The organism is Flavobacterium sp. FlaQc-28, assembly GCF_044007415.1.
Lineage (GTDB): Bacteria > Bacteroidota > Bacteroidia > Flavobacteriales > Flavobacteriaceae > Flavobacterium.
Genome location: NZ_JBIPCM010000003.1, coordinates 473,309 through 497,502, shown reverse-complemented (window position 1 = coordinate 497,502; position 24,194 = coordinate 473,309). Strand labels below are relative to the sequence as shown.

General features: G+C 35.1%; 12 protein-coding genes. All 12 read left to right on the top strand.

All coding sequences use genetic code 11. The annotated features are described in order from the left end of the window. The first annotated feature begins 5 nt into the window (after positions 1-5). The 12 genes from ACHRVL_RS11455 to ACHRVL_RS11400 all read left to right on the top strand — a co-directional run bounded on the left by ACHRVL_RS11455 (position 6) and on the right by ACHRVL_RS11400 (position 24,106). Positions 6-2,465, top strand: a complete 2,460-nt coding sequence (locus tag ACHRVL_RS11455) for a T9SS C-terminal target domain-containing protein (RefSeq protein WP_395412845.1) — start codon at positions 6-8, stop codon at positions 2,463-2,465. A gap of 296 nt (positions 2,466-2,761) precedes the next feature. After that, entirely contained in the window at positions 2,762-4,780 is a 2,019-nt protein-coding gene (locus tag ACHRVL_RS11450) for a glycoside hydrolase family 127 protein (protein WP_395412843.1), read from the top strand. A 189-nt stretch (positions 4,781-4,969) separates the two neighbouring features. After that, positions 4,970-5,956: a pectinesterase family protein gene (locus ACHRVL_RS11445; protein WP_395412840.1), complete on the top strand. Its 987-nt coding sequence runs from the start codon at positions 4,970-4,972 to the stop codon at positions 5,954-5,956. Positions 5,957-6,644: 688 nt separating this feature from the next. Beyond that, positions 6,645-9,863 carry a SusC/RagA family TonB-linked outer membrane protein gene (locus tag ACHRVL_RS11440; protein WP_395412838.1) on the top strand — a complete coding sequence of 1,073 codons (3,219 nt, stop codon included), beginning with the start codon at positions 6,645-6,647 and terminating at the stop codon, positions 9,861-9,863. A 21-nt stretch (positions 9,864-9,884) separates the two neighbouring features. Then, positions 9,885-11,897 carry a RagB/SusD family nutrient uptake outer membrane protein gene (locus tag ACHRVL_RS11435; protein WP_395412835.1) on the top strand — a complete coding sequence of 671 codons (2,013 nt, stop codon included), beginning with the start codon at positions 9,885-9,887 and terminating at the stop codon, positions 11,895-11,897. Between the two features lie 85 nt (positions 11,898-11,982). Beyond that, complete coding sequence (locus ACHRVL_RS11430) at positions 11,983-13,692, top strand: polysaccharide lyase (protein WP_395412832.1); 1,710 nt, start codon at positions 11,983-11,985, stop codon at positions 13,690-13,692. A gap of 178 nt (positions 13,693-13,870) precedes the next feature. Further along, the gene (locus ACHRVL_RS11425; RefSeq protein ID WP_395412830.1) at positions 13,871-14,560 is read left to right on the top strand and encodes a DUF3826 domain-containing protein; all 690 of its coding nucleotides are present in this window, start codon (positions 13,871-13,873) and stop codon (positions 14,558-14,560) included. A 55-nt stretch (positions 14,561-14,615) separates the two neighbouring features. Further along, positions 14,616-16,322 (top strand): polysaccharide lyase, encoded by a 1,707-nt coding sequence (locus ACHRVL_RS11420; RefSeq protein WP_395412829.1) that lies wholly within the window; start codon positions 14,616-14,618, stop codon positions 16,320-16,322. Between the two features lie 253 nt (positions 16,323-16,575). Next, entirely contained in the window at positions 16,576-19,725 is a 3,150-nt protein-coding gene (locus ACHRVL_RS11415) for a DUF6298 domain-containing protein (RefSeq protein WP_395412827.1), read from the top strand. Positions 19,726-19,890: 165 nt separating this feature from the next. Next, positions 19,891-21,297 (top strand): glycoside hydrolase family 140 protein, encoded by a 1,407-nt coding sequence (locus ACHRVL_RS11410; RefSeq protein ID WP_395412825.1) that lies wholly within the window; start codon positions 19,891-19,893, stop codon positions 21,295-21,297. 279 nt (positions 21,298-21,576) lie between these two features. Beyond that, positions 21,577-23,145 (top strand): glycoside hydrolase family 28 protein, encoded by a 1,569-nt coding sequence (locus ACHRVL_RS11405; RefSeq protein ID WP_395412823.1) that lies wholly within the window; start codon positions 21,577-21,579, stop codon positions 23,143-23,145. A gap of 43 nt (positions 23,146-23,188) precedes the next feature. Next, the gene (locus ACHRVL_RS11400; RefSeq protein ID WP_395412820.1) at positions 23,189-24,106 is read left to right on the top strand and encodes a glycoside hydrolase family 43 protein; all 918 of its coding nucleotides are present in this window, start codon (positions 23,189-23,191) and stop codon (positions 24,104-24,106) included. The last annotated feature ends 88 nt before the right edge of the window (positions 24,107-24,194 follow it).

Sequence of the window (24,194 nt, the reverse complement as noted above, 5' to 3'; positions counted from 1 at the left end):
TCAAAATGATAAAGAAATTAATAAGTGGTGCTGTTTTGTCCATGCTTTTGACCACAAATGGACAGGCACAATCAGTCGCAAATGCTGATAAACAAATTGTAAAAGTTGACTTTGATTTTTTTCAAAGAAGACTGGAAGAAGTTCATGATCCAAGTTATGATTCGTGGGTAATTAATGAAGGAAAAGAAGCTGAAAAATCATTTAATAATGTGTCTTTTAAGTTAAAAGGAAACTTTACTTCAAAATGGTACAAAGTCGGAATGAGCGCTCCGTTTTACAATAGATTAGGAAGTGACGGTTTGGTTACTTCCGAAAATTTAGAATTGAAAATAAGCGGATTGAAAGCGGGAAAACATACACTTTTGACTTTTCACAACGCTTTTGATATCATTACAGGAAAAACTTTTTCTCCGATAAAAATCTTCGTAAACGGAAAACTTCAGGAAACCGTGAATGCGAGTCAAAGAGCCAATGCTAAAATTGATGCTTCGATGGCATATATTACTTTTAGTGCTGAAAAAGGAAAAGATGTAATTGTTCGTTTTGAAATTGATCCAACGTCCAATCCTGATATAGTTAAACAGATTGTAATTAACGGTTTTGAAATTGATACACCAAATTTGATGAATCAGGCGAGAACTCCAGAACCAAAAAATAGAGACGAACATGTTGAAGTGGGTAAAACTTTAACTCTAAAATGGGATGCAGTAAAAAATGTGGCCTCTCATAAATTGTATTTCGGTGAAGATAAAAATGCGGTAGAAAACGCAACTGAATCTTCAAAAGAATTTAAAGGAAAACTGACTGACAAATCTTTTACAGTTTCTGATCTATATTCAGGGACAACTTATTATTGGAGAGTCGATGAAGTAGATACTAAAGGTGAAGTAACTTTAGGAAATGTATGGTCGTTTAAACCTGCACAATTGGCATTTCCAGGAGCTGAAGGTTACGGACGTTACGCAGTCGGTGGACGTGGCGGAAAAGTAATTGAAGTAACCAATTTAAATGATGACGGTCCGGGAAGTTTACGTGATGCGATCAATCAGGAAATTGGGCCTAGAACGATTGTTTTTACTGTTTCGGGAAATATAAAATTGGCTTCGAGATTAGTAGCAAATCAGCCTTATATTACTATTGCGGGACAAACAGCTCCGGGTGAAGGAATCACAATCAGCAGAGCGCCAATTGGATTGACCGGAAATGATGGTGTAATTCGATTTTTAAAAGTAAGAATTGGTGGCGGAACTACTTTTGACGGAATGGGATTAACGGGTGCTGATTATAGTATTATAGATCATTGTTCTATCAGCTGGACAATTGATGAATCGTTTAGTTCGCGTGGTGCGCATCATATTTCGTTGCAAAGAACTTTAATTTCAGAAGCTTTAAATGTGGCGGGACATGATAAATACCCAGCTGGAAAAATGCACGGTTTTGCAGCAACAATTGGCGGTGATATCGGTAGTTTTCATCATAATTTACTGGCGCATAATCAAGGTCGAAACTGGAGTATTGGCGGAGGTTTAAACGGTGACGGTTATTATACAGGAAGACTGGATATCACAAACAATGTGGTTTACAACTGGGGAGGAAGAACAACTGACGGAGGAGCAAACGAAGTGAACTTCGTAAACAATTTTTACAAACCAGGTGCTTCAACTACCATATTTGTCGCCTTAAATGCACAGCATGAAGGCGTTGGAAAAGGAATGCAACGCTATTATTTTAACGGAAATATTATGCCGGGTTACTTTGATGAGAAATCTCAGGATAAAGGCAGAAAATCGACTATAAGTCACAATGAGAAAGTAGAATATGAAACTTTCGTAGATAAACCATTTTTTCCTTCTTACGTAGAAACACAATCAGCGAAAGTGGCGTATAAAAATGTGCTTTCAGATGTTGGTGCCAATCAGCCGTTTTTTGATAAACACGATAATAGAATTGTAGATGAAACTTTAAAAGGAACTTTCACTTACAAAGGAAGCAAAAGCGGTTTAGGAGGTATGATTGATAACGAACAGGATGCAGGTGGATGGCCAAATTTTGTTTCAGAAACTCGTCCGGCAGATTGGGATACAGATCACGATGGATTGCCAAATTGGTGGGAAAAAGCTTTTGGCTTAAACGAAAATTCGGCATCAGGAGATTTTTCAGATGCTAATCAAGATACAGACAAAGACGGATTTACGCAGTTGGATAATTATTTAGATTGGTTGGCGCAGCCTCATTATTTTATCAATTTAAAAGATAAAAAAGTTTTAAGTGCTGGAGATTATTTTAAAGGATATACTAACAAACCAGTTTACACTTTCTCGGATGTTAAAAACGGAAAGGTTAATTTAAAAGGAAAAGAAATTCAGTTTACAGCTGTTGAAAAAGGATTTGCTTCTTTCGTCTTAACGGTAAAAGATGCAGACGGAGATTCTATGAACAGAACAATTAATTTCTTTGTAAAATAAAAAAATGGGTTTGCCACGAATTACACTAATTTCCACCACAAATTAAAAGGATTAGTACAGATTATTTAGTATAAAATCAATTTAATCCTTTTAATCTGTGGCAAGAAAAAGAAAAAATTAGTGCAATTCGTGTAATTCGTGACAAAAGAAAAAAACTGAATAATCTGCTAAATCTGCGTGAAAAAATTAATCTCTCGCAGATTTTACAGATCGAGCAGATAAAAATCCGTTTTAATCCGCGTTTTTACGAAGTAAATCCGTGTCATCAGCGTTACAAAATCATCACAATAAAAAAAATGAAAAAGAACATCATCCTATCATCTTTATTTCTTTCAACCATAATCTTTGCACAGAACAAAGGTTTGGTTGCTAATTCAGAAAGCCCGTATTCGAAACTGCAGAGTGTAGGCCTGCAAGATGTAAAATGGACAAACGGTTTTTGGAAAGAACAATTTGATGTAGAAACCAAAAATACCTTGCCTTACATGTGGGATTTGTATCATAACGATGAAATTTCACATGCTTACAAAAACTTCGAAATTGCAGCAGGAATAAGCAAAGGAACTTTCAAGGGGCCTTCGTTTCATGATGGTGATTTCTACAAGATTTTTGAAGGAATGGCAGCAACATATGCCGTTACAAAAGATAAAAAACTGGATGCCGAAATGGATAAAGCCATTGCGCTTTTCGCGAAAGTACAGCGCAAAGACGGTTATATTCATACACCAGTTTTAATCGATGAACGCTGGGGAACTTTAGGCCCAGAAGAAGTGAAGAAACAATTGGGTTTTGAGAAATATAATATGGGACATTTAATGACAGCTGCCTGCATTCATTATCGTGCCACAGGAAAAACAAATTTCCTGAATATTGCAAAAGGTGTTGCCGATTTCTTGTATGATTTCTACAAAAAAGCGTCACCTGAATTGGCTCGAAATGCGATTTGTCCATCTCATTATATGGGAATTGTCGAGATGTACAGAACAACGAAGAATCCTAAATATTTAGAATTAGCTAATAATCTAATTGATATTCGCGGAACTACAAATGACGGAACCGATGACAATCAGGACAGAGTTCCTTTTCGACAGCAGACAACTGCAATGGGTCACGCCGTAAGAGCAAATTACCTTTACGCGGGAGTTGCTGATTTGTATGCCGAAACAGGAGAAAAGAAATTGCTAGATAATCTAGAATCGATTTGGGATGACGTAACGTATCGTAAAATGTATATTACTGGAGGCTGTGGTTCTTTATACGACGGCGTTTCGCCAGACGGAACTTCTTATGATCCAACGGTGGTTCAGAAAATCCATCAGGCATACGGTAGACCTTTTCAATTGCCAAACGCAACGGCTCATACCGAAACCTGCGCCAATATTGGAAATGTGTTATGGAACTGGAGAATGCTTCAAATTACTGGAGATGCCAAATATGCTGATATCGTTGAATTAGCATTATACAATAGTGTGCTTTCGGGAATGGATTTAGAAGGAGAAAAATTCTTATATAACAATCCGTTGAATGTTTCTAACGATTTACCATTTCACCAGCGTTGGGGAAATGAACGTGAAGGTTATATCGCCTTATCAAATTGTTGTGCACCAAACGTTACCAGAACAATTGCCGAAGTTGGAAATTATGCTTATAATATTTCGAAAGAAGGTTTGTATGTAAATTTATACGGAAGTAATCAATTGAAGACAAAATCTTTAAATGGTGAAGAAATCGAAATCGAACAGCAAACCAATTATCCGTGGGACGGAAAAATAACGTTGAAAATTGTAAAAGCGCCGAAAGATTTGCAAAACTTCTTTTTAAGAATTCCGGGTTGGAGTCAGAATGCTTCAGTTTCCGTTAATAATTCAAAAGTTAGTGATAAAGTTGTTTCTGGAACTTATCTGCAATTAAATCAAAAATGGAAAAAAGGAGATATTATTGAACTAAATCTCCCGATGCCAGTTGAGTTGATGGAAGCAAATCCATTAGTAGAAGAAGTTAAAAATCAGGTTGCTGTAAAAAGAGGACCTTTGGTTTATTGTTTAGAATCTGATCAGCTTCCTGCAAATACAAGTGTGAATGATGTTATTTTTAATTTGAATTCTGATTTCAAAACTGATTTTACAGAATTGAAAAACAGAAAATTAGTTACCATTGAAGCGACTTCTAAAATTGCTTCTGATAATTCATGGAATAAAACGCTTTACAAACCAATTTCTACAAAAGATGAAAAATCGATTAACATAAAGTTGATTCCGTATTTTGCATGGGGAAATAAAGGAAAAGGCGAAATGACTGTTTGGATGTCGCATTAAGTTTTGGACGCGGATGAAACGGATTGCCCTTGGCAAAACGCGGATTTAAACGGATTTTAATCCAACAGTTTGTCATTCCGAGGAAAGAGGAATCACACTAGAAATTCCGCAATCTAAATCGCAAATCTTTGTCGAACTATGTGTGTGATTTCTCCCTATGGTCGAAATGACAAAAAAATAAAAAAACATATGAAATATATTCTAGCTTTATTTTTAATAATAACACTTTCTATATCAGCCCAAACTCTCGATAATAAACTTGCATTAACCGTTGCTCAAGATGGTTCAGGCGATTTTAAAACCATTCAAGAAGCAATAAACAATGTAAAGGACAATTCAGAAAAACGTGTTGTAATAACTATAAAGCCAGGAAAGTATGTTGAGAAATTAGAGATTCCAGCGACTAAGCCATTCATTACTTTAAAAGGTCTTGACCGAAATAAAACCATTATTTCATTTGATGATTATTCAGGAAAACCATTAAGAGAAATTGATGCATCGGGCAAAAAAGAATTTGGAACGGGAACTTCGTATTCTTTTTTAATTAAAGGAAATGATTGCACATTAGAAAATCTTACTGTCGAAAACACAGCAGGAAGAGTTGGACAGGCGGTGGCGCTTCATATAAAGAGCGACAGGGTTGTGGTGAAAAACTGCAATCTTTTAGCAAATCAAGATACCCTTTATTTATCAGAAGGAAATACACGAATTTATTTTGAAAACTGTTTTATTAACGGAACAACCGATTTTATTTTCGGCGCGGCCACTGCTTATTTTTATAAATGTACCATCGAAAGTTTGACGAACTCGTATATCACGGCAGCTTCGACTCCGCAAGGGCAGGCTTACGGATTTGTTTTTACAGATTGCAAGCTTACTGCAAAAGACAAATCTGTAGATAAAGTCTTTTTAGGAAGACCTTGGCGACCATACGCTCAAACGGTTTTTATTAATACTGATATTGGTTCTCATATTACACCAGAAGGTTGGAATGCGTGGATTGATACCAGATTTCCTGATAAAGATAAAACGGCGTATTATGCCGAATTGGGAAGTAAAGGATCTAGCACAAAAGATTTATCTCAAAGAGTTGCATGGTCACATCAGCTAAAAAAAGCAGATGGTAAAAAATACAGCAGGGATTTAGTTTTAAACGGATGGAATCCTAGTAGATAAACTTTGACCGTGACAAAGAAACTTTCTTTTCGATAAAATTTGATTATTCTGCCAATGTAATAGATTTTTAAGCTAAACTATTTTTGATGCGAATTCTTAATATTTGTTCATTTTACACTTATAAAAAGTATTGGTCAGAATTTACGTTTAAAAAAAAAATATTTTTTGTGAAATTTTTAAGGAATATTCAAAACCCTTAAGTTGTAGTATTTGTAGGTTTTATTAGGCTAATATGTACTACTAAAGCTATGTAAAAACCTCTTATTGGAATTATAAGTGTAAAGTTAACGCTTTAAAATTCAGAGCTTCACAGTGGAATTTTACAAAATTAACAGCTAATTTTTAGTTTTGATGAAGATACTGCTGCATTTCTTAAAATTGCGATCTTTCTATTTAATTATGCGTAAACATATTGCCTAAATTTTCGATATCGCACACATATTCTTTCTATTTTTTATTAATATTGTTTTTTTGAGTTGCTTTTTTTTAGATAATGCCATTAAAGCAGGATAGTGCAGGACGGTTGTAATGTATCATCGTTATATTTTTGGGATACAAAAAAATAAATGTGTTTTTAACATTTAATTTTATCGCTTTAAGTTTTCATTAGAATCTTAGAGAAATAAAGAGGCACATTTACCATGACTAACTAACATTAAATAATAACCTAACCAAAACAAAAACATTTATGAAACAAGCACTTATAAAAAGATGTAGTTTTCTTTTGTTTACACTGATGAGTGTGCTGAGTTATGCTCAAACAACAAACAGTCAAGGAACTGTAACCGTAACAGGAACGGTTACAGATAATTCAGGAGGAGTAATGCCTGGAGTAAACGTAACTGAAAAGTCTACAAAAAATACTGTTACTACAGATTTTAATGGGCAGTATCAAATTAAAGTAAAAGCTGGAGGAACATTAGTTTTTTCTTTTATTGGAATGAAAAAGAAAGAATTACCTCTTTCAGGAAGAACAGTAATTGATGCAAAATTAGAAGAAGATTCAAATCAATTAGAAAACATTGTTGTTGTAGGATATGCAAGTCAAAAGAAAAGCCATCTTACAGGTTCGGTAGTGACCGCTAAGATGAGTGAAATTTCAGACCTGCCTGTTGGTGATTTAGGAACTGCTTTGCAAGGACGAGTTTTAGGAGTTGGAGTTTCAGGAGGATCAACAAGACCTGGAGCAAAATCTAATTTAACGATTCGTCAGCCTTATTCATTAGCAAAAGATGGTGGAAATCTAAATCCATTATATGTAATTGATGGTGTATTACAGATTGATGCACAAGGTTTAAACGACAGTACTTTGTTTGATAACTTAGACGCATCTGAGGTTGAAAGTATTTCATTTCTGAAAGATGCCGCTGCCGCGATTTATGGAGCTCGTTCTGCTCAAGGTGTTGTTTTAGTAACAACTAAAAGAGGAACAAAAGGTGATCCAAAATTTACTTATAGTGGTTCTTACGGTACCAATGACAAAACTTACCAGACAAAAACGTTAAATGCATATGAGTTTGGAAAGTATGTGAATATAATGAATGGGCCCAATGGTTACAATCAGCCTGTAACAGATCCTCAGTATTTCTTTTCAGACGATGAATTGGAATATTTCAAGACTTTAAAGAACACATATTTAGATGATGAATGGAAACCTTCTTTTAACTTAAGACAGAACTTAAATGTGAGTGGAGGAACAGATAAAGCGACTTATTTTGCGGGAGTTTCTTACTATAAACAAAATGGTAATTTAAGTACTCTAGATTATGAAAAGTGGAATTTTAGAGCAGGTACTGATATTAAACTATCTAGTAATTGGAAAGCTGGAATTCAGTTGTCTGGTTTTTACTCAGACCAAACTAAAACGTTCAATAAAATTGGAGGAGAGGTTGAAGAGAATGATTACAATAAATTATTGATGCACGTACCGTATATTCCAAATTATGTAAATGGACTTCCAATGGAGCTTCCTAATAATAATGACGGTAATCAGCGTTATCACTATAATGAAATTAAGCGTTTAAATAATCTTGCTGAAACTACTGCTACTACAATGACCATTAATATGTACACAGAGTACAAATTTCCTTTCGTAAAAGGATTAATGGCTAGAGGAGCATATGCTAGAACTATGGGTAGTGGCAGAGGAACTCAAGTTGGTACTGGGTACACTTTGTATCAATTTACAGGTTTGGGAACTAATGGTCATATTTATAATGACGATATTACAACACCACCGCTTAGATCAAAATTTTATGATAATGGAAATCGTTTGTATTTCTCTAATACAACAAATTTATCTGAGCAGTATAATTTAAACTTTTCTTACGATCGTACTTTTGGAAAACATAACGTAAGTGGTTTGTTTGCAATAGAAAGATCTGAAGCAACATCTAATAATGAAGTTGTTTTTAAATCAAACGTTCTTGAAGGCACAAACGGGCAGTTTAATACGGCGACTGGGCCAATTGATGGTTCTACTACAAAAAGTGAATCAGGATCTTTGTCATATGTTGGAAGGGTAAACTATGCATATGATGACAAATATTTAGCAGAGTTCTTATTTAGATCTGATGCTTCTACAAAGTTTGCTCCTGCAAACTATTGGGGAAATTTTTATTCGGCTTCTGTTGGATGGGTAATGTCAAAAGAAGACTTTTTTAAATCTTCAGTTATAGATTTTCTTAAAGTAAGATACTCTGTAGGTCTTTTAGGAAAAGATGATACTAAGGCTTGGTTATGGAGACAACGTTATACTTTCCAAGGTTACAAAGGTGGTGTTTTTGGAGGAAATTCAGACATGACAAATGGATGGAAAATGGAGGCTTCTCCAAATCCTGATGCAACTTGGAGTGATGAACTTAAAATGAATTTTGGTGTTGATGCTAGATTTTTAAATAATAGATTAAGTGTTACAGCAGAATCGTATTATAATGTAGGAACTAATTTGCTTTTAAACAAAACAGGAAATCTTCCTTTTACTATTGGAGGAACAGTAGCGGCACAAAACTATGGTTCTGTAGATACATATGGTTATGAATTATCTGTTGGCTGGTCTGATAAAATTGGTAAAGACACAAGTTATGGAATTGATTTACGTTTTGGCTGGTCAGGTGATAAAGTTATTAAAGGAGATTTTAATGATGAGGACATATTAAAACCATGGAATCCTAAGCCGGGATATTCATCAGATAATGGAGTTTGGGGATATGATTACATAGGTATGTTCAGAACTCAGGAGGATATAAATGCATATGTGAGTAAGTATAATATTACTTCGGTATTTGGAACAGCAGTAGCAAACCTTAAACCAGGAATGTTGTATTACTCAGATGTAAGAGGTGCATATTTAGGTAATGGAAAATTTGCCGCTCCAGATGGTATTATAGATGTAAACGATCAAGTACAGCTGGCTTCAAAAGCAAATACTCAATATTCTATAGGAACTACTTTGCGTTTTGCTTATAAATCATTTAGTTTGAATACAGTTGTAAATGCTTCGTTTGGAAATGGATGGAGCGACATTGGAAGCCAAGCAAGAAAATCTTTAAAAACTAAAATTCCGCAAATAGTAGATAATACAGTTTCGATTTGGAATGATATATATGACCCAACGGTTAATCCAAATGGATCAATGCCAAATCCAGCTTTTGAATCTATAAACTCAGTTGCATCTAAATTTTGGGAAGTTGATTCTTTTAGAATCGCTTGTAGAAACATAACACTAAGTTATGCATTGCCGGAAAATGCTTTAAAGGCTCTTAAAATGAATAGCTGTAAGTTAAATCTTGTGGCGCTTAATCCTTTTAATCTTTATAATCCATATAGTTTTCAGGAAGCTAACGGTAGTTATTTAGATTATCCTACTTTACGAACAATTTCTTTGGGACTTAATTTAGGATTCTAATAACTCATAAAATACGATATTATGAAAATAAAATATATAAAAGTAGTTGGTTTAACTACAGTTTTAGCGGCTTTATCATTGGTAAGCTGTAATGATGATTTTCTTGAAGAGAAAAAAGATTTTAACGGTGTAAATGAAGATGTATTTAAAGTTCCTTCATTAGCTACTGGATATGTAGATTATGTTTATGGATTGTTTTTGCCAGGAAATAATGCTGCAGTTAATACATGGGATTTAGCAGCAGGAGGAAATGACGATTTTTCGCAGACAACCGAAGAGTTATCAGGCGAAGTAAACTGGAATAAAATTTGGGCTACTATTTCTCCAAACAATGCAAACTGCCTTCCTTATATTGGAAGCAGAGTTTCTTCGAGTATTGCAAACAATACATGGACGAGATTAAGACAGATTAATATCTTCTTAGAGCAAATTGATAAAAACGGAATGGCCGATGCAGATAAAAATCCGCTAAAAGGGCAGATGTATTTCTGGAGAGCCTATCAATATTATGAAATGGTAAAATTGTATGGTGGTGTGCCAATTGTTTTAACAGCTCAAAATCCTATTATCGATGAAGGATCTACCGTTTCTCAAATTCCGAGAAGCCCAACATCAGTATGTATCGAACAAATTGTATCAGATTTAGATAAGTCAAAAGAATTATTGAAAGATGTAAAATGGACTACTGCAAACTGGGGTAGAATTACAGCAGGAGCGGCAGCAGCTTTTAAAGGAAGAGTATTATTAACATGGGCAAGTCCACTTTTTAATCCAACAGATGATGCACAACGATGGAAACGTGCCTATGATGCAAATCTTGAAGCGAAAACACTTTTAGAAGCAGATGGAAAAGGACTTTTCTCTGTGGGAGGAACAGCAAATGGAACTGCATGGGGAAATATGTGGCTTGCAGAAGTAGGAAATCCTGAAGCAGTTATCGTTTTTGGATTTAACAATTCTACAATAGTAAATGCTCAAAAAAATAATGGATGGGAAAGAGCAGTAAGATCTAAAGCATCAGGAGGAAATGGAGCTATTTCACCTACCAAACAAATGGTTGATGTTTTTCCTATGGCAGATGGTAAAAGTATAGTTGGAAATCCAGCTTACAATCCTGTATTATTCTATAAAAATAGAGATCCTAGATTTTATAAAACTTTTGCATACAATGGTGCAACTTGGAAATATGCTGAAAATACAGCATTCAAACAATGGACATATAGCTGGTATAGTAAAGCACCAACTACCGCAGCACCAAATCCAGATAAATTTACAGAGACATTAGGAGCTAACTCTAGTGGTATTTATCTTAGAAAAGCAACAAATGAAGCTTCAAGCAGTTCTGCAGGATATTTGAACAGCGGAACTGATTATATGGAAATGCGTTTTGCTGAAGTTGTTTTGAATTTGGCTGAAAGTGCAATTGGTATTGGTAGTTTGGCAGAAGGAAAAACTTTGATCGAATCAGTTAGAGCTCGTGCAGGAATTACAAACGGTGACGGACATTATGGTTTAGCTGCAGTAAGTTCAAGAGATCAGCATTTTGCAGCAGTATTAAATGAAAGAACAATTGAGTTTGCATACGAAAATAAACGTTTTTATGATTTAAGACGTTGGAAACTTTTTGAAGCGGGTTCAACTACTTCAAGACTTGGAGTTCAGCCATTAAATGGAACAAGAAGAACAGCTTATTACATCGTAGCAAAAAAAGCTGATGGTACAAATTACATCGGAACCGCTGATCCATTTTATGTAGCAACTGGTAATGCACCTGTGCTTAATAGAGAACCAGCTTCGTTTCCTGTAACAATAAACGGAACTACATTGGCTAATTTTGATGCATATTTAGATTATATGTATACCAATTATTTTAAAATTGTAGAAAGAGATAATTTAGATCCAACTACAAACAATTGGAAGTTTACATGGTATAATGAATACTATTTCTTCGGAATTTATCAATCATTATTAGATTCTTCTCCATATTTAGAGCAAACTCAAGGATGGGGCGGATCATTTGACCCACTTAAATAATAGTTTATAATACAAAAAACAGTCACCTGTATTTCAAGAATACAGGTGATTTGTTTAAAAAGAATTACCATAATTAAAAAATAACATGAAAAATTCCGCATTATTTATCACAGCTCTGCTTTTTTTGGGAAGTGCAAAATGTTTTGCTCAATATCCAAAGATAAGTCCGGAAGTTCAAGCGCAGGAAAAAGCAATTAAAGAAGAAGCCCAAAAACTTTCTGATGAAGCTTGGGAGAAAGCTTTAGTTATTATTGAAGAAGAAGCAAAACATGGAAAACCATACATTCCGTGGGCAGCAAGACCAACAGATTTACCTCAGGCAGAAATTCCTGCTTTCCCAGGTGCTGAAGGTGGTGGAATGTTTACTTTCGGTGGTCGAGGCGGAAACGTTTACACTGTAACAAGTCTAGAAGACCGCGGGCCTGGAACATTGCGTGAAGCATGTGAAAAAGGAGGAGCAAGAATAGTGGTATTTAATGTTGCTGGAATTATCAGATTGAAAAGCCCGTTAATTATCCGTGCACCTTACATTACAATTGCTGGGCAGACAGCTCCTGGAGATGGTATTTGTATTGCAGGAGAATCAACTTGGATCGATACGCATGATGTAATTATCAGACACGTACGTTTCCGTCGTGGAGAAACTTTCGTAGGACGTCGTGATGACGCTATTGGAGGAAATCCTGTTGGAAACATTATGATCGATCACGTATCTGCAACTTGGGGATTAGATGAAAATATGTCAATCTACAGACACATGTACAATCCGGGACCAGGTTACCCAGATATCAAAGTTGGAACAGTAAATATTACAATCCAAAACAGCTTATTCGGAGAAGCATTAGATACCTACAATCACGCTTTTGGAAGTACTTTAGGTGGAGAAAACTGTTCTTTCATGAGAAATATGTGGGCAAACAATGCAGGAAGAAACCCTTCTATTGGATGGAACGGAATTTTCAATTTCGTGAATAATGTAGTTTTCAACTGGTACAACAGATCTACAGATGGCGGCGATTATACAGCTAATTACAATATCATAAATAACTTCTATAAACCAGGACCTGTAACCGATTTAACACAGCCAATCAGCTATAGAATTTTAAAACCAGAATCTGGAAGAAGTAAATTACCATACATGGTTTTTGGTAGAGCGTATGTAAACGGAAACGTTGTAAACGGAAACGATAAAGTGACTAAAGACAACTGGGATGGCGGAATTCAGTTAGAGAATAAAAAAGGAGAGTTAATGATGTATGATGAAGCAAAAGAATACTTTGCTAAAATGAAAACAGATAAACCTTTCCCAATGCCATGGTTCAACAAATTTATGACTGCAGAAGAATCTTATGAGTTCGTACTTAAAAATGTTGGAGCAACATTACCAATTAGAGATAAAGTTGACGAAAGAATCGTAAGAACTGTAAAAACGGGAGTTCCAGAATATGCAAAAGGATTAGAGAAAAAACAGTTCTACCAATTTGAACACAGACGTTTATCAATGGATTCTTATAAAAAAGGAATTATTACCGATATTTCTCAAGTTGGAGGATATCCAGAATACAAAGGAAAACCATACGTTGATACAGATAAAGACGGAATGCCGGATGCATGGGAGAAAAAGTACGGTTTAAATCCAAACGATCCATCTGATGCAAAAGGAGATTTAAACGGAGATGGTTACTCAAATATTGAAGATTACATCAACGGTGTAAATCCTGCAATAAAAGTAAACTGGAAAGATCTAGCTAATAACAAAGAAACTTTAGTTAGACCTTTATTAGATTTAAAATAAGAAAAACAGAAATAATTATTCAACACATAGAAACATAGATTTAAAGTTTTATTAAAAGAATAAGGAGAGAAGTATATTTCTTTTACATAGCTTATTCAGTAGATGAAGCGCCTTTAAACGTTACAAAAAAACGATGTTTCTATGTGTTTAGAATAATTATACTAAAAAGGAAAAAATCATGGCACTAAATAAAATAAATGCTGGTTTATTATCGCTGGTTTTTGCATTTTCGACTTTAAACGCACAACAGCATTTAGATCCTGAATATGTAAAGGTTACTAACGAAAGAGCTGCAAAAATCGTTACCAAATTAGATTTGAAGAATGAAGCAAAAGAAAAAGCAGTTTCGAACATCATCGCTCAGCAATTTAGAGATTTAACTGAAATTCAAGACGGAAGAGACGCTGAAATCAAAAAAGTAAAAGAAGATACTTCTTTGGCTAAAGAAAAGCAAAACGAGAAAATTGATAAACTAAAAGCAAAAGCAGACGAGTCAATTGCAAAATTGCACAAATCTTACATCAAAAAATTAAGTAAAGAATTATCAGAAGATAAAATTACAGAAGTTAAAGACGGAATGACTTATGGCGTACTTCCAATTACTGTTGCAGGTTACAACGATATGCTTCCAAATTTAACAGCAGAGCAAAAAGACTACATCTACAAAGCTTTAGTTGAAGCCAGAGAACATGCAATGGACGGTGGTTCATCTAAAGAAAAACACGGTTGGTTTGGTAAATACAAAGGAAGAATCAATAACTATTTATCAAAACAAGGTTACGATTTAAACAAAGAAAGTGCTGACTGGCATAAACGTGTTGAAGAAAGAGAGAAGAATAAAGTAAAAGATTCTACTTCGAAAGAATAATTTTCTGTTTAAAAACTTGCACTAAAAACTATTAACTACAACCACATACAATTCAATGCAAAATTTTTTCCCAAACCACACTTTAAAAAGAACATTTATGGCATTGTCATTTTGTTCTCTTGTGTCATCGGCTTATGCACAATATCCCGTAATTCCAAAACCAGTTCAAGAAAAAGCTGATGCTCTTTTAGCTGACGAAGAAAAAAGACTAAACGAAATTTGGAGTACCAATTATCATATCATTAAAGAAGAAGCAAAACAAGGAAAACCATATTTGCCTTGGGCTTCGTATCCAAAAGATTTTGTAGTGGCAGATATTCCTGCTTTTCCTGGAGCTGAAGGCGGAGGAGCTTATACACAAGGCGGTCGCGGTGGAAAAATATTTGTTGTGACTAGTTTAGAAGACAGCGGAAAAGGAACTTTTCGTGAAGCTTGTGAAGCAGTTGGAGCGAGAACTATTGTTTTTAATGTTTCAGGAATTATTCAATTGAAAAAAAGAATCAGCATGCGTGCACCATACGTTACAATTGCTGGACAAACTGCTCCAGGTGACGGAATCTGTATAGCGGGAGAAACTTTAGAAATTGACACACACGACGTTATTATTCGTCATATGCGTTTTAGAAGAGGAGCAACTGAAGTAACAAGAAGAGATGATGCTTTGGGAGGAAATGTAATCGGAAATACTATAATTGATCACTGCTCTGTAAGCTGGGGATTAGACGAAAATATTTCTTTATACAGACATCAGTTTGCAGCTAATGCAAAATCAAAACTAGAAAAATTACCAGCTAGTAATATCACCATTCAAAACACTATTTCGTCAGAAGGTTTAGATACTTATAACCATGCTTTTGGAAGTACAATTGGCGGATTAAATAGTACGTTTATGCGTAATTTATGGGCAGATAATATTTCTCGAAATGCTTCTATCGGAATGCATGGCGATTTTAATTTTGTGAATAACGTCGTATTTAATTGGTGGAATCGTACTCTTGATGGAGGAGATTATCGTTCGATGTTGAATATTATCAACAACTATTTTAAACCTGGTCCAATAACGCCGGCAAATGAACCTATTGCGTATAGAATAGTAAAACCTGAATCAGGATATATTGAGCCAAAACAATACGGAAGAGCTTATGTTTCAGGAAACTTTATCGTAGGTTCACCAGAAGTTACAGCCGATAATTGGAATGGCGGAGTACAATTGGAAAGTCTTCCTGAAGGAGAAACTAAAGAGTTTTTAGCAGCAATCAAACAGCCAAAACCGTTTTCAATGCCGGCATTTAAAATTATGAAAGCAGAAGAGGCATACGAATATGTTTTGACCAATGTTGGGGCGACAATTCCAAAAAGAGATGCTGTTGACGAAAGAATCTTAAAACAAGTTAGAACAGGAAAAATCGAAGTTAAAGACGGTTTAGAAAATAATATCGGAAAAGAATTTATTAAAAGAAGATTACCAGCTGATTCATACAAAAAAGGAATTATTACGCATCCAGATCAAGTTGGCGGATATCCAACTTACAAAGGAAAAGCTTATAAAGATTCAGATAATGATGGAATTCCAGATGCTTGGGAAAAGAAATATGGTTTAAATCCGAATGATGCTTCTGATGCCAATAAAGATGCAAACGGAGACGGGTATACCAACATTGAAAAGTATTTTAACGGAATCGATCCTAACAGTAAAGTTGATTGGACGAAAATCGAAAATAATACGGATACATTGGCTAAATTAAAGTCTTTATTACAATAATGATTTTAATCAGTTAAATATTCTTAACACCAACCTGATAGATTTTAAAAACCTGTCAGGTTTAATTACAAAAAGAATATCCATCTAGTTTGTCATTTCGACAAAGGAGAAATCACATGAGTAATTCGACAAAGATTGGCGATTTTCAGAGTGGAGTCTCTAGTGCGATTTCTCCTTTGTCGAAATGACAAGATTGTGAAAAAAGGATTTTGTAATTTTATTATTTTCTAGAATTCTAAGTAAGTTAAAAAGAATGAATTTCACTCAGTTAAAAAATATCGTTTCTTTTAAAAACACATTATCTCTAATGTGTGTTTCTTTGTTTTTTAATGGCAACATCACAGCCCAAAACAATTTCCCGGATATCATCAAAACCAAAGAAGGAAAACTTTCGTTCACAACAGATAATCAAGGAAATCAAATCCCTGATTTTTCTTTTGCAGGATACAGAAACTCTGAAGTTGCCATTCCTAATCTAGAAAACAAGATTTTTGTTTCGCAGCAAGAAGAAGATGCAACGCAGAAAATCCAAAATGCAATTGATTATGTAAGTGCATTAAAACCTGATAAATTAGGTTTTCGCGGAGCCGTTTTGTTAGATAAAGGAATTTTCAAAATCAGCGGAACATTATACATTAGAAAATCAGGAGTTGTTTTAAGAGGAAGCGGTAATTCTGAAAACGGAACCGTACTTTTAGGAACAGGATTAGAAAGAGAAGCTTTAATTAGAATTTTAGGTGTAAACGATAAAATTTATAAAGACTCATTTGAATTTGCAAATGCCTATACACCACTTGGAACTCAGAAAATCCAATTAAAAAATACATCAAAATTAAATGTTGGAGACGAAATCGAAATCAGTAAACCTTTAACGGATAATTTCATTAAGGAAGTAAACATGCAGGATTTCGGTGGAGAAACTTCTTGGATTGGATGGAAAAAAGGCGATTGGATAACAACTTGGAATCGTGTCGTAACCAAAATAAACGGAAACGAAGTAACTGTAAATGCTCCAATTACAATGTCACTGGATGATGTTTTTGGAACTTCAAAAGTAACTGTTTATTCTTGGCAAGGAAGAATTGAAAATAACGGAGTTGAAAATATCTTAGTAAAATCAACATATAATGCTTCAAATTTAAAAGATGAAGAACACCGCTGGCAAGCCATCAGTATTGAAAATACCAGAAATGCCTGGGTAAAACAAGTAAATTTCAAACATTTTGCTGGTGGAGCCGTTACAGTTTTAAAAACGAGTCAGCAGATTACAGTTGAAGATTGTATTGCAACAGAACCTATTTCTGAAATCGCTTCATTTAGAAGACATACTTTTTATACCGAAGGGCAGCAGACTTTATTCCAACGTTGTTATTCAGAATTTGGATATCATGATTTTGCTGTGGGCGGATTTGGAACAACTGGTCCAAATGCGTTTGTTCAATGCGAATCACATTTGCCTTTCGAAAACAGCGGAGCAATCGGAAGCTGGGCAACAGGAGTTTTATTTGATATTGCCAATATCGATGGAAAAGCATTAAGCTATAATAACAGAGAACAAGGCGGAAGAGGCGCTGGATGGACAGCTGCCAATTCTGTAATTTGGGAATCATCGGCATCTAAAGTAGAATGTTACAGCCCGCCAACAGCGCAAAATTGGGCTTTTGGAGTTTGGGGACAGTTTGGAGGAAACGGACATTGGAAAGACGTAAACGGACACATCAGTCCGAGAAGTTTGTTCTACACACAGTTAGAAGCCAGATTAGGAAAACTTCCAGTTCAGCCATTTATTTACGATTTAGGTTCAGAACCATCTTCAAGTCCGACAATTGAAGTAGCGCAAGAACTGACTAAAAACTCAGCAACAACATCAAAAAGCTTACAAGAATGGATCGTAGAAGCTTCAAAGGCAAATCCAATAAATACAGATAATAAAGGTTTAAAAAACGCAAACGATTTAAAAGTTAATTCAAGTAAAACAGAAAAATCAACTTCAAAAGTAACAATACAAAACGGTTGGTTAACTTTTGAAGGAAAAGTAATTGCAGGAAAAGAAACCAACGTTGCTTGGTGGAGAGGTGATTTAACTGATGATTTCGTAAACAAATCGACACCACACATCACTCGTTTTGTACCAGGAAGAACAGGAAACGGATTGACTGATAAAATTCAGGAAACAGTCGATTATTTAACTAAAAATAATATCGTTGCCTTAGAACACAATTATGGTTTATGGTACGACAGAAGAATGGACGATCATGAACGCGTTCGCCGAATTGATGATGATGTCTGGCCTCCGTTTTACGAACAGCCTTTCGCCAGAAGCGGAAAAGACTTTGCTTGGGATCATTTAAGTAAATACGATTTAACAAAATTCAACGATTGGTACTGGAGTCGTTTAGCGCAGTTTGCAACATTAGCAGAACCAAACGGACAACTGTTAATCAATCAGCAATATTTCCAGCATAACATTTTAGAAGCCGGAGCACATTGGGCAAGTTCGCCTTGGCGTTCAGCAAACAATATCAACGGCACAGGATTTCCAGAGCCACCGCCATACGCAGGAGACAAACGTATTTTTATGGCGGAGCAATTTTACGATATCACCAATACTCAAAGAAGAACATTACATGAAGCTTTCATTAGAAAATCATTCGAGAACTTTCAGGAAAACAGCAACGTAATTCAGTTGACAAGTGCCGAATATACAGGTCCGTTACATTTTATGGAATTTTGGTTAGACCAAGCCCAAAAATGGAAAGATGAAACTGGTAAAAAAAGCTTAATCGGTTTAAGTGCTACAAAAGATGTTCAGGATGCGATTTTAAATGATGCCAAAAGAGTAAAAACCGTTGATGTTATTGACATTCGTTATTGGTATTACAAAGAAGACGGTTCAGCTTATGCACCGCAAGGAGGCGTAAATTTAGCACCAAGACAGCACGCCAGAAAACTAAAAACAGGAAAAGAAACAGACAATCAGGTATATCGCGCTGTTCGTGAGTACAGAGAAAAATATCCTGAAAAAGTCATTTTATATTCAACAGACGGTTCTTCAAGATTCGGATGGCCGGCTTTAATGGCGGGAGCTTCATTACCAAACATTCCTAAAATCGAATTGCCTCAGTTTTATGCCGCTTTAAGCGAAATGAAATTAGTTGAGGGAAATACGTTTTCAGATAATCTTTGGAAACTCGAGAACAAAGGAAAAAGCTATCTTTTTTACCTAAAAAACGACCAAGATATTATAATTGATTTATCAAACGAAAAAGGAACATTTGAAGTATTTGCAATCAATGCAGCAACAGGAAATATAACGAAAAAAGCAAATATCAGCGGAGGAAAACAAGCAATCATTCCACAAGCTGAAATAAAAGAAAAAGTGCTTTTTGTAGTGAAAAAATAAAAGAAGAAGTTGTCACAAATTACACGAATTTACTTTAAAATTGAATCTACGTAGATCTGCCAAAATCTGCGTGAAGCAATAAACACAAGCAGAATAAAAATTCGAGAAATTAGTGGAATTCGTGGCAAACAAATCAAAAAAACATAAACTCAAAAACAAACCAAAATGAATCTGAAAATTAAATCTTTATACGCTCTTTGTATAAGCTTTATGTTTACAGCACAAAGCGGATTTTCGCAATCTGCCAAAACAAAAGCATCTCTGCCTGAAATCAAAGTTTCTAAAAATCAGCATTATTTTGTTACCGAAAACGAAAAACCATTTTTCTGGCTGGGCGACACAGGCTGGCTGACATTTGGTAAATTGGATAGAGCTGGAGTTGATCAATATTTTAAAGACAGAAAAGAAAAAGGATTTAATGTTGTTCAGGTTATGGTTTTGCATAACATAAATGCCGTTAACGTTTATGGTGATGCCGCTTTAATTAACGAGGATGTTTCAAAACCTTTAACAACAGCTGGAAACAACTTTAATAATAAGCAAGAATACGATTACTGGGATCACGTAGATTACACTTTAGACGTGGCTCAGAAAAACGGAATTTACTTGGCAATGGTTCCAGTATGGGGAACAAATGTTTCGAAAGGAAATAAAGTAAGCAAAGGACAAGCAATTGTTTACGCTAAGTTCTTGGCTGATAGATATAAAAACAGAACCAATATAATTTGGTTAAACGGAGGAGATACACATGGAAATGAGTTTATGGATATTTGGAATGCCATCGGAAATACCTTAAAAACCAACAATCCAAATCAACTAGTGACTTTTCACCCTTTCGGCAGAACTGATTCTTCTGAGAATTATCATAATGAAAAATGGTTAGATTTCAATATGTTCCAATCAGGTCACAGAAGATACGATCAAGATTCAGTAAAAACGAATTTCAAAGAAGACAATTACAAATTTGTCCTAAGAGATTTCGAATTAAAACCAACAAAACCAACACTTGACGGAGAACCATCTTACGAAGGAATCCCGCACGGTTTGCACGACACTTTACAGCCAAAATGGACAGCAAGCGATGTTCGCCGTTACGGATATTGGTCGGTTTTATCAGGCGCTGCAGGTTACACATACGGACATAATGCTGTAATGCAAATGTTTAGAAAAGGAGATAAACCCGCGTACGGAAACAAAGAATTATGGACATCAGCCATCAATGCGCACGGAGCAAAAGAAATGGTTTACATTAAGAAATTAATGGAAGAAGTGCCATTTTTAGAAGGAGCTCCAGATGTTTCCTTAGTAGTAAATCAAGGAGAAAAATATGATTATATTCCAGCCATAAGAGGAGAAAAATACGCTTTACTATACACGTACAATGGAAGAATAATAGAAGTAAAACTAGGAAAGATTTCAGGTGATAAATTCGAAGCAACTTGGTACAATCCAAGAAATGGAAAGAAAACTAAAATCGGAACATTTGATAACAAAGGAACTCAAAATTTTCAACCAGAAGGTAAAAAAGAAGATGGCAATGATTGGGTTTTGATTTTGAAATCTACTAAGTAATTAGTGAAATGTTATTCGTGAATAATCACGAATAATCCACAATCTTGTCATTTCGACGAAGGAGAAATCTTCGCAAGAAACTCTACAAAGTTGCTCAACCATGCGGAGCTACTAACGGAGATTTCTCCTTCGTCGAAATGACAAAAAAGCGCATAATAAAGCTCCCGCAGATTTTGCAGATCAAGCAGATAAAAAAATCATTTTAATCTGTAAAATCTGTGGCAGAAAAAAAAGATCTGCACAATCTGCCAAATCTGCGAGAGAACAAAAAAACAAACTATGAAAAATATACTAATAATACTCTGCTTCATAACCGGATTAAACACCGCTTTTGCAAACGACGGTTGGTTAAACATCCTAAACGAAGGCGGAAATAACAAAGGAATAAAATGCACTCAAGCCATTCAGAATGCCATTGAAAAAGCATCTAAAAACGGCGGAGGAACCATCTTTTTTCCAGCTGGGGAATATTTAACAGGAGCTTTGACACTAAGAAGCAACATTACGATTCATTTAGATTCTGGAGCGCTTTTAAAGTTTTCAGAGAACTTTGATGACTATCTTCCGTATGTAGAAATACGTTATGAAGGAATTGTAATGAAAAGCTTCCAACCCTTATTTTACGCGAAAGATGTTCAAAATATCACTATTACAGGAAGAGGCGTAATCGACGGACAAGGAAAAGCTTGGTGGAATGAAGTATACCGAATAGAAACGGCTAAAGAACCACTTCCTCCAACCAAATACCAAACGATGTGGGAAGAACAAAACAAAGGCCTTTACACAGAACCCTATTACAAAAGAACGGTTGACAAGAAATTCTTTAGACCTTCTTTCTTTCAGGCTTATAATTGCAAAAACATTTTAATTGAAGGTGTTACGTTTCAAAATTCGCCTTTTTGGACAATCAATCCGGAATTCTGTGATAATGTAACCGTTACTGGAATTTCAATTTTTAATCCGCATTCGCCAAATACAGACGGAATCAATCCTTCTTCTTGTACCAATGTTCACATTTCAAACTGCCATATCAGCGTTGGAGACGATTGTATCACGATTAAATCAGGAAGAGACGGCGACGGACGTAAATACGGAAAAGCGACAGAAAATGTTACAATCACAAACTGCACCATGTTAAGCGGTCATGGCGGAGTAGTAATTGGAAGCGAAATGTCGGGCGGAATCAAAAAGATCACCATATCCAACTGTGTTTTTGACGGAACAGATCGCGGAATCCGTATTAAAGCAGCACGTGGAAGAGGAGGAATTGTAGAAGATATTCGTGTCGATAATATCGTAATGAAAAACATCAAAGAAGAAGCTATCGTTTTAAGCCTTTTCTACGATAAAGGAACTCAGGTTGAACCTGTAACCGAGAAAACTCCGATTTTCAGAAACATCCACATGAGCAACATTACAGCTTCAAACGTAAACAAAGCTGGGCAAATTTTAGGAATTACTGAAATGCCAATTCAAAACATTACGTTCTCGAACATCAATATGGATGGAAAAGAAGGTTTTACGGTTAGTACAGCGACAGATGTAGAATTTCACGATGTAAAAGTAAATGCAACGATTGGTTCTTCTTTCAAAATATCAGATTCAAAAAATATTATTTTAGACAATGTTGGATCATCAACAGCAATAAAAGGAGTTCCGGTTATCAAATTAGATAATGTTTCAAATGCGTTGATTAACAATAATTTTCCATTCAATCCAACCGATATTTTTGTCGAAGCTGATGGAAAAGACACTAAAAACATTTTCTTGAAAAATAATGTTTTAAATAACGTAACAACGAAAATTAAAAAAGGAGCTTCTTTAGATAAAAAAGCAATTACAGAATAAAAACCGGTGAACCAACTTTGTCAAAGTTTAAACACAATGCAACATGAAAAAAATATTCATCATAGTAACCCTTTCACTTTTCGCGATCAGCTATTCGCAGAAAAAGAAAGATTTATATCTTTTTACATCGTTTAGAGAACCCGCAACAGAAGGTTTATATTTAGCTTACAGCGAAGACGGTTACAACTGGAAAGGATTAGAAGGCTCGTTTTTAGAACCAGAAATCGGAGCCAGTAAAATCATGCGCGATCCGTCGATGACAAAAGGAGCAGACGGAACCTATCACATGGTTTGGACAACAGATTGGAAGGGCGGAAACGGTTTTGGTTATGCAAGTTCAAAAGACTTAATTCATTGGTCAGAACAGCAGTATATTCCGGTCATGAAAAACGAACCAGAAGTGGTAAACGTTTGGGCGCCTGAAATTTTTTATGATGATGTAAAAAAAGAATACATAATTATTTGGGCATCAACAATTCCGTTCCGATTTGAAAAAGGGGTAGAAGACGAGAAAAACAACCACAGAATGTACTACGTAACTACTAAAGATTTTAAAACTTTTTCAGATACAAAATTATATTACGATCCTGGTTTCAGTGTAATTGATTGTGTGATTGTCAAAAAAGGAAAGAAAGATTATGTTTTGGTTTTGAAAGACAATACAAGACCCATGCGAAACATAAAAGTAGCCTTTGGAAAATCGCCTTTAGGGCCGTTTGAAAAACCTTCAAAACCTTTAACCGAATATTTATCAGAAGGCCCAACAGTAGTGAAAGTTGGAAAAAATTGGTTGTTGTATTATGATAATTATGGTTCAAAAAATTATAAAGCGTTAAGCACAACAGATTTTGTTCATTTCGAAGATGTATCATCCAAAATAAGCCTTCCCGAAGGACACAAACACGGAACGATTACAACAATCTCTGCGGACGTTTTAAAAGGACTAATTGAGAGAAAATAAAATCCGCCAAATCTGTTAAATCTGCGAGAGTAAAAAATTTCTCCCGCAGATTTAGCAGATCAAGCAGATAAAAAGAAATAAATAGAAA

Excerpts from the sequence above, each read along its gene's own strand:
- ACHRVL_RS11455 (WP_395412845.1), top strand. The coding sequence starts at position 6 with ATGATAAAGAAATTAATAAGTGGTGCTGTTTTGTCCATGCTTTTGACC.
- ACHRVL_RS11450 (WP_395412843.1), top strand. The coding sequence starts at position 2,762 with ATGAAAAAGAACATCATCCTATCATCTTTATTTCTTTCAACCATAATC.
- ACHRVL_RS11445 (WP_395412840.1), top strand. The coding sequence starts at position 4,970 with ATGAAATATATTCTAGCTTTATTTTTAATAATAACACTTTCTATATCA.
- ACHRVL_RS11440 (WP_395412838.1), top strand. The coding sequence starts at position 6,645 with ATGAAACAAGCACTTATAAAAAGATGTAGTTTTCTTTTGTTTACACTG.
- ACHRVL_RS11435 (WP_395412835.1), top strand. The coding sequence starts at position 9,885 with ATGAAAATAAAATATATAAAAGTAGTTGGTTTAACTACAGTTTTAGCG.
- ACHRVL_RS11430 (WP_395412832.1), top strand. The coding sequence starts at position 11,983 with ATGAAAAATTCCGCATTATTTATCACAGCTCTGCTTTTTTTGGGAAGT.
- ACHRVL_RS11425 (WP_395412830.1), top strand. The coding sequence starts at position 13,871 with ATGGCACTAAATAAAATAAATGCTGGTTTATTATCGCTGGTTTTTGCA.
- ACHRVL_RS11420 (WP_395412829.1), top strand. The coding sequence starts at position 14,616 with ATGCAAAATTTTTTCCCAAACCACACTTTAAAAAGAACATTTATGGCA.
- ACHRVL_RS11415 (WP_395412827.1), top strand. The coding sequence starts at position 16,576 with ATGAATTTCACTCAGTTAAAAAATATCGTTTCTTTTAAAAACACATTA.
- ACHRVL_RS11410 (WP_395412825.1), top strand. The coding sequence starts at position 19,891 with ATGAATCTGAAAATTAAATCTTTATACGCTCTTTGTATAAGCTTTATG.
- ACHRVL_RS11405 (WP_395412823.1), top strand. The coding sequence starts at position 21,577 with ATGAAAAATATACTAATAATACTCTGCTTCATAACCGGATTAAACACC.
- ACHRVL_RS11400 (WP_395412820.1), top strand. The coding sequence starts at position 23,189 with ATGAAAAAAATATTCATCATAGTAACCCTTTCACTTTTCGCGATCAGC.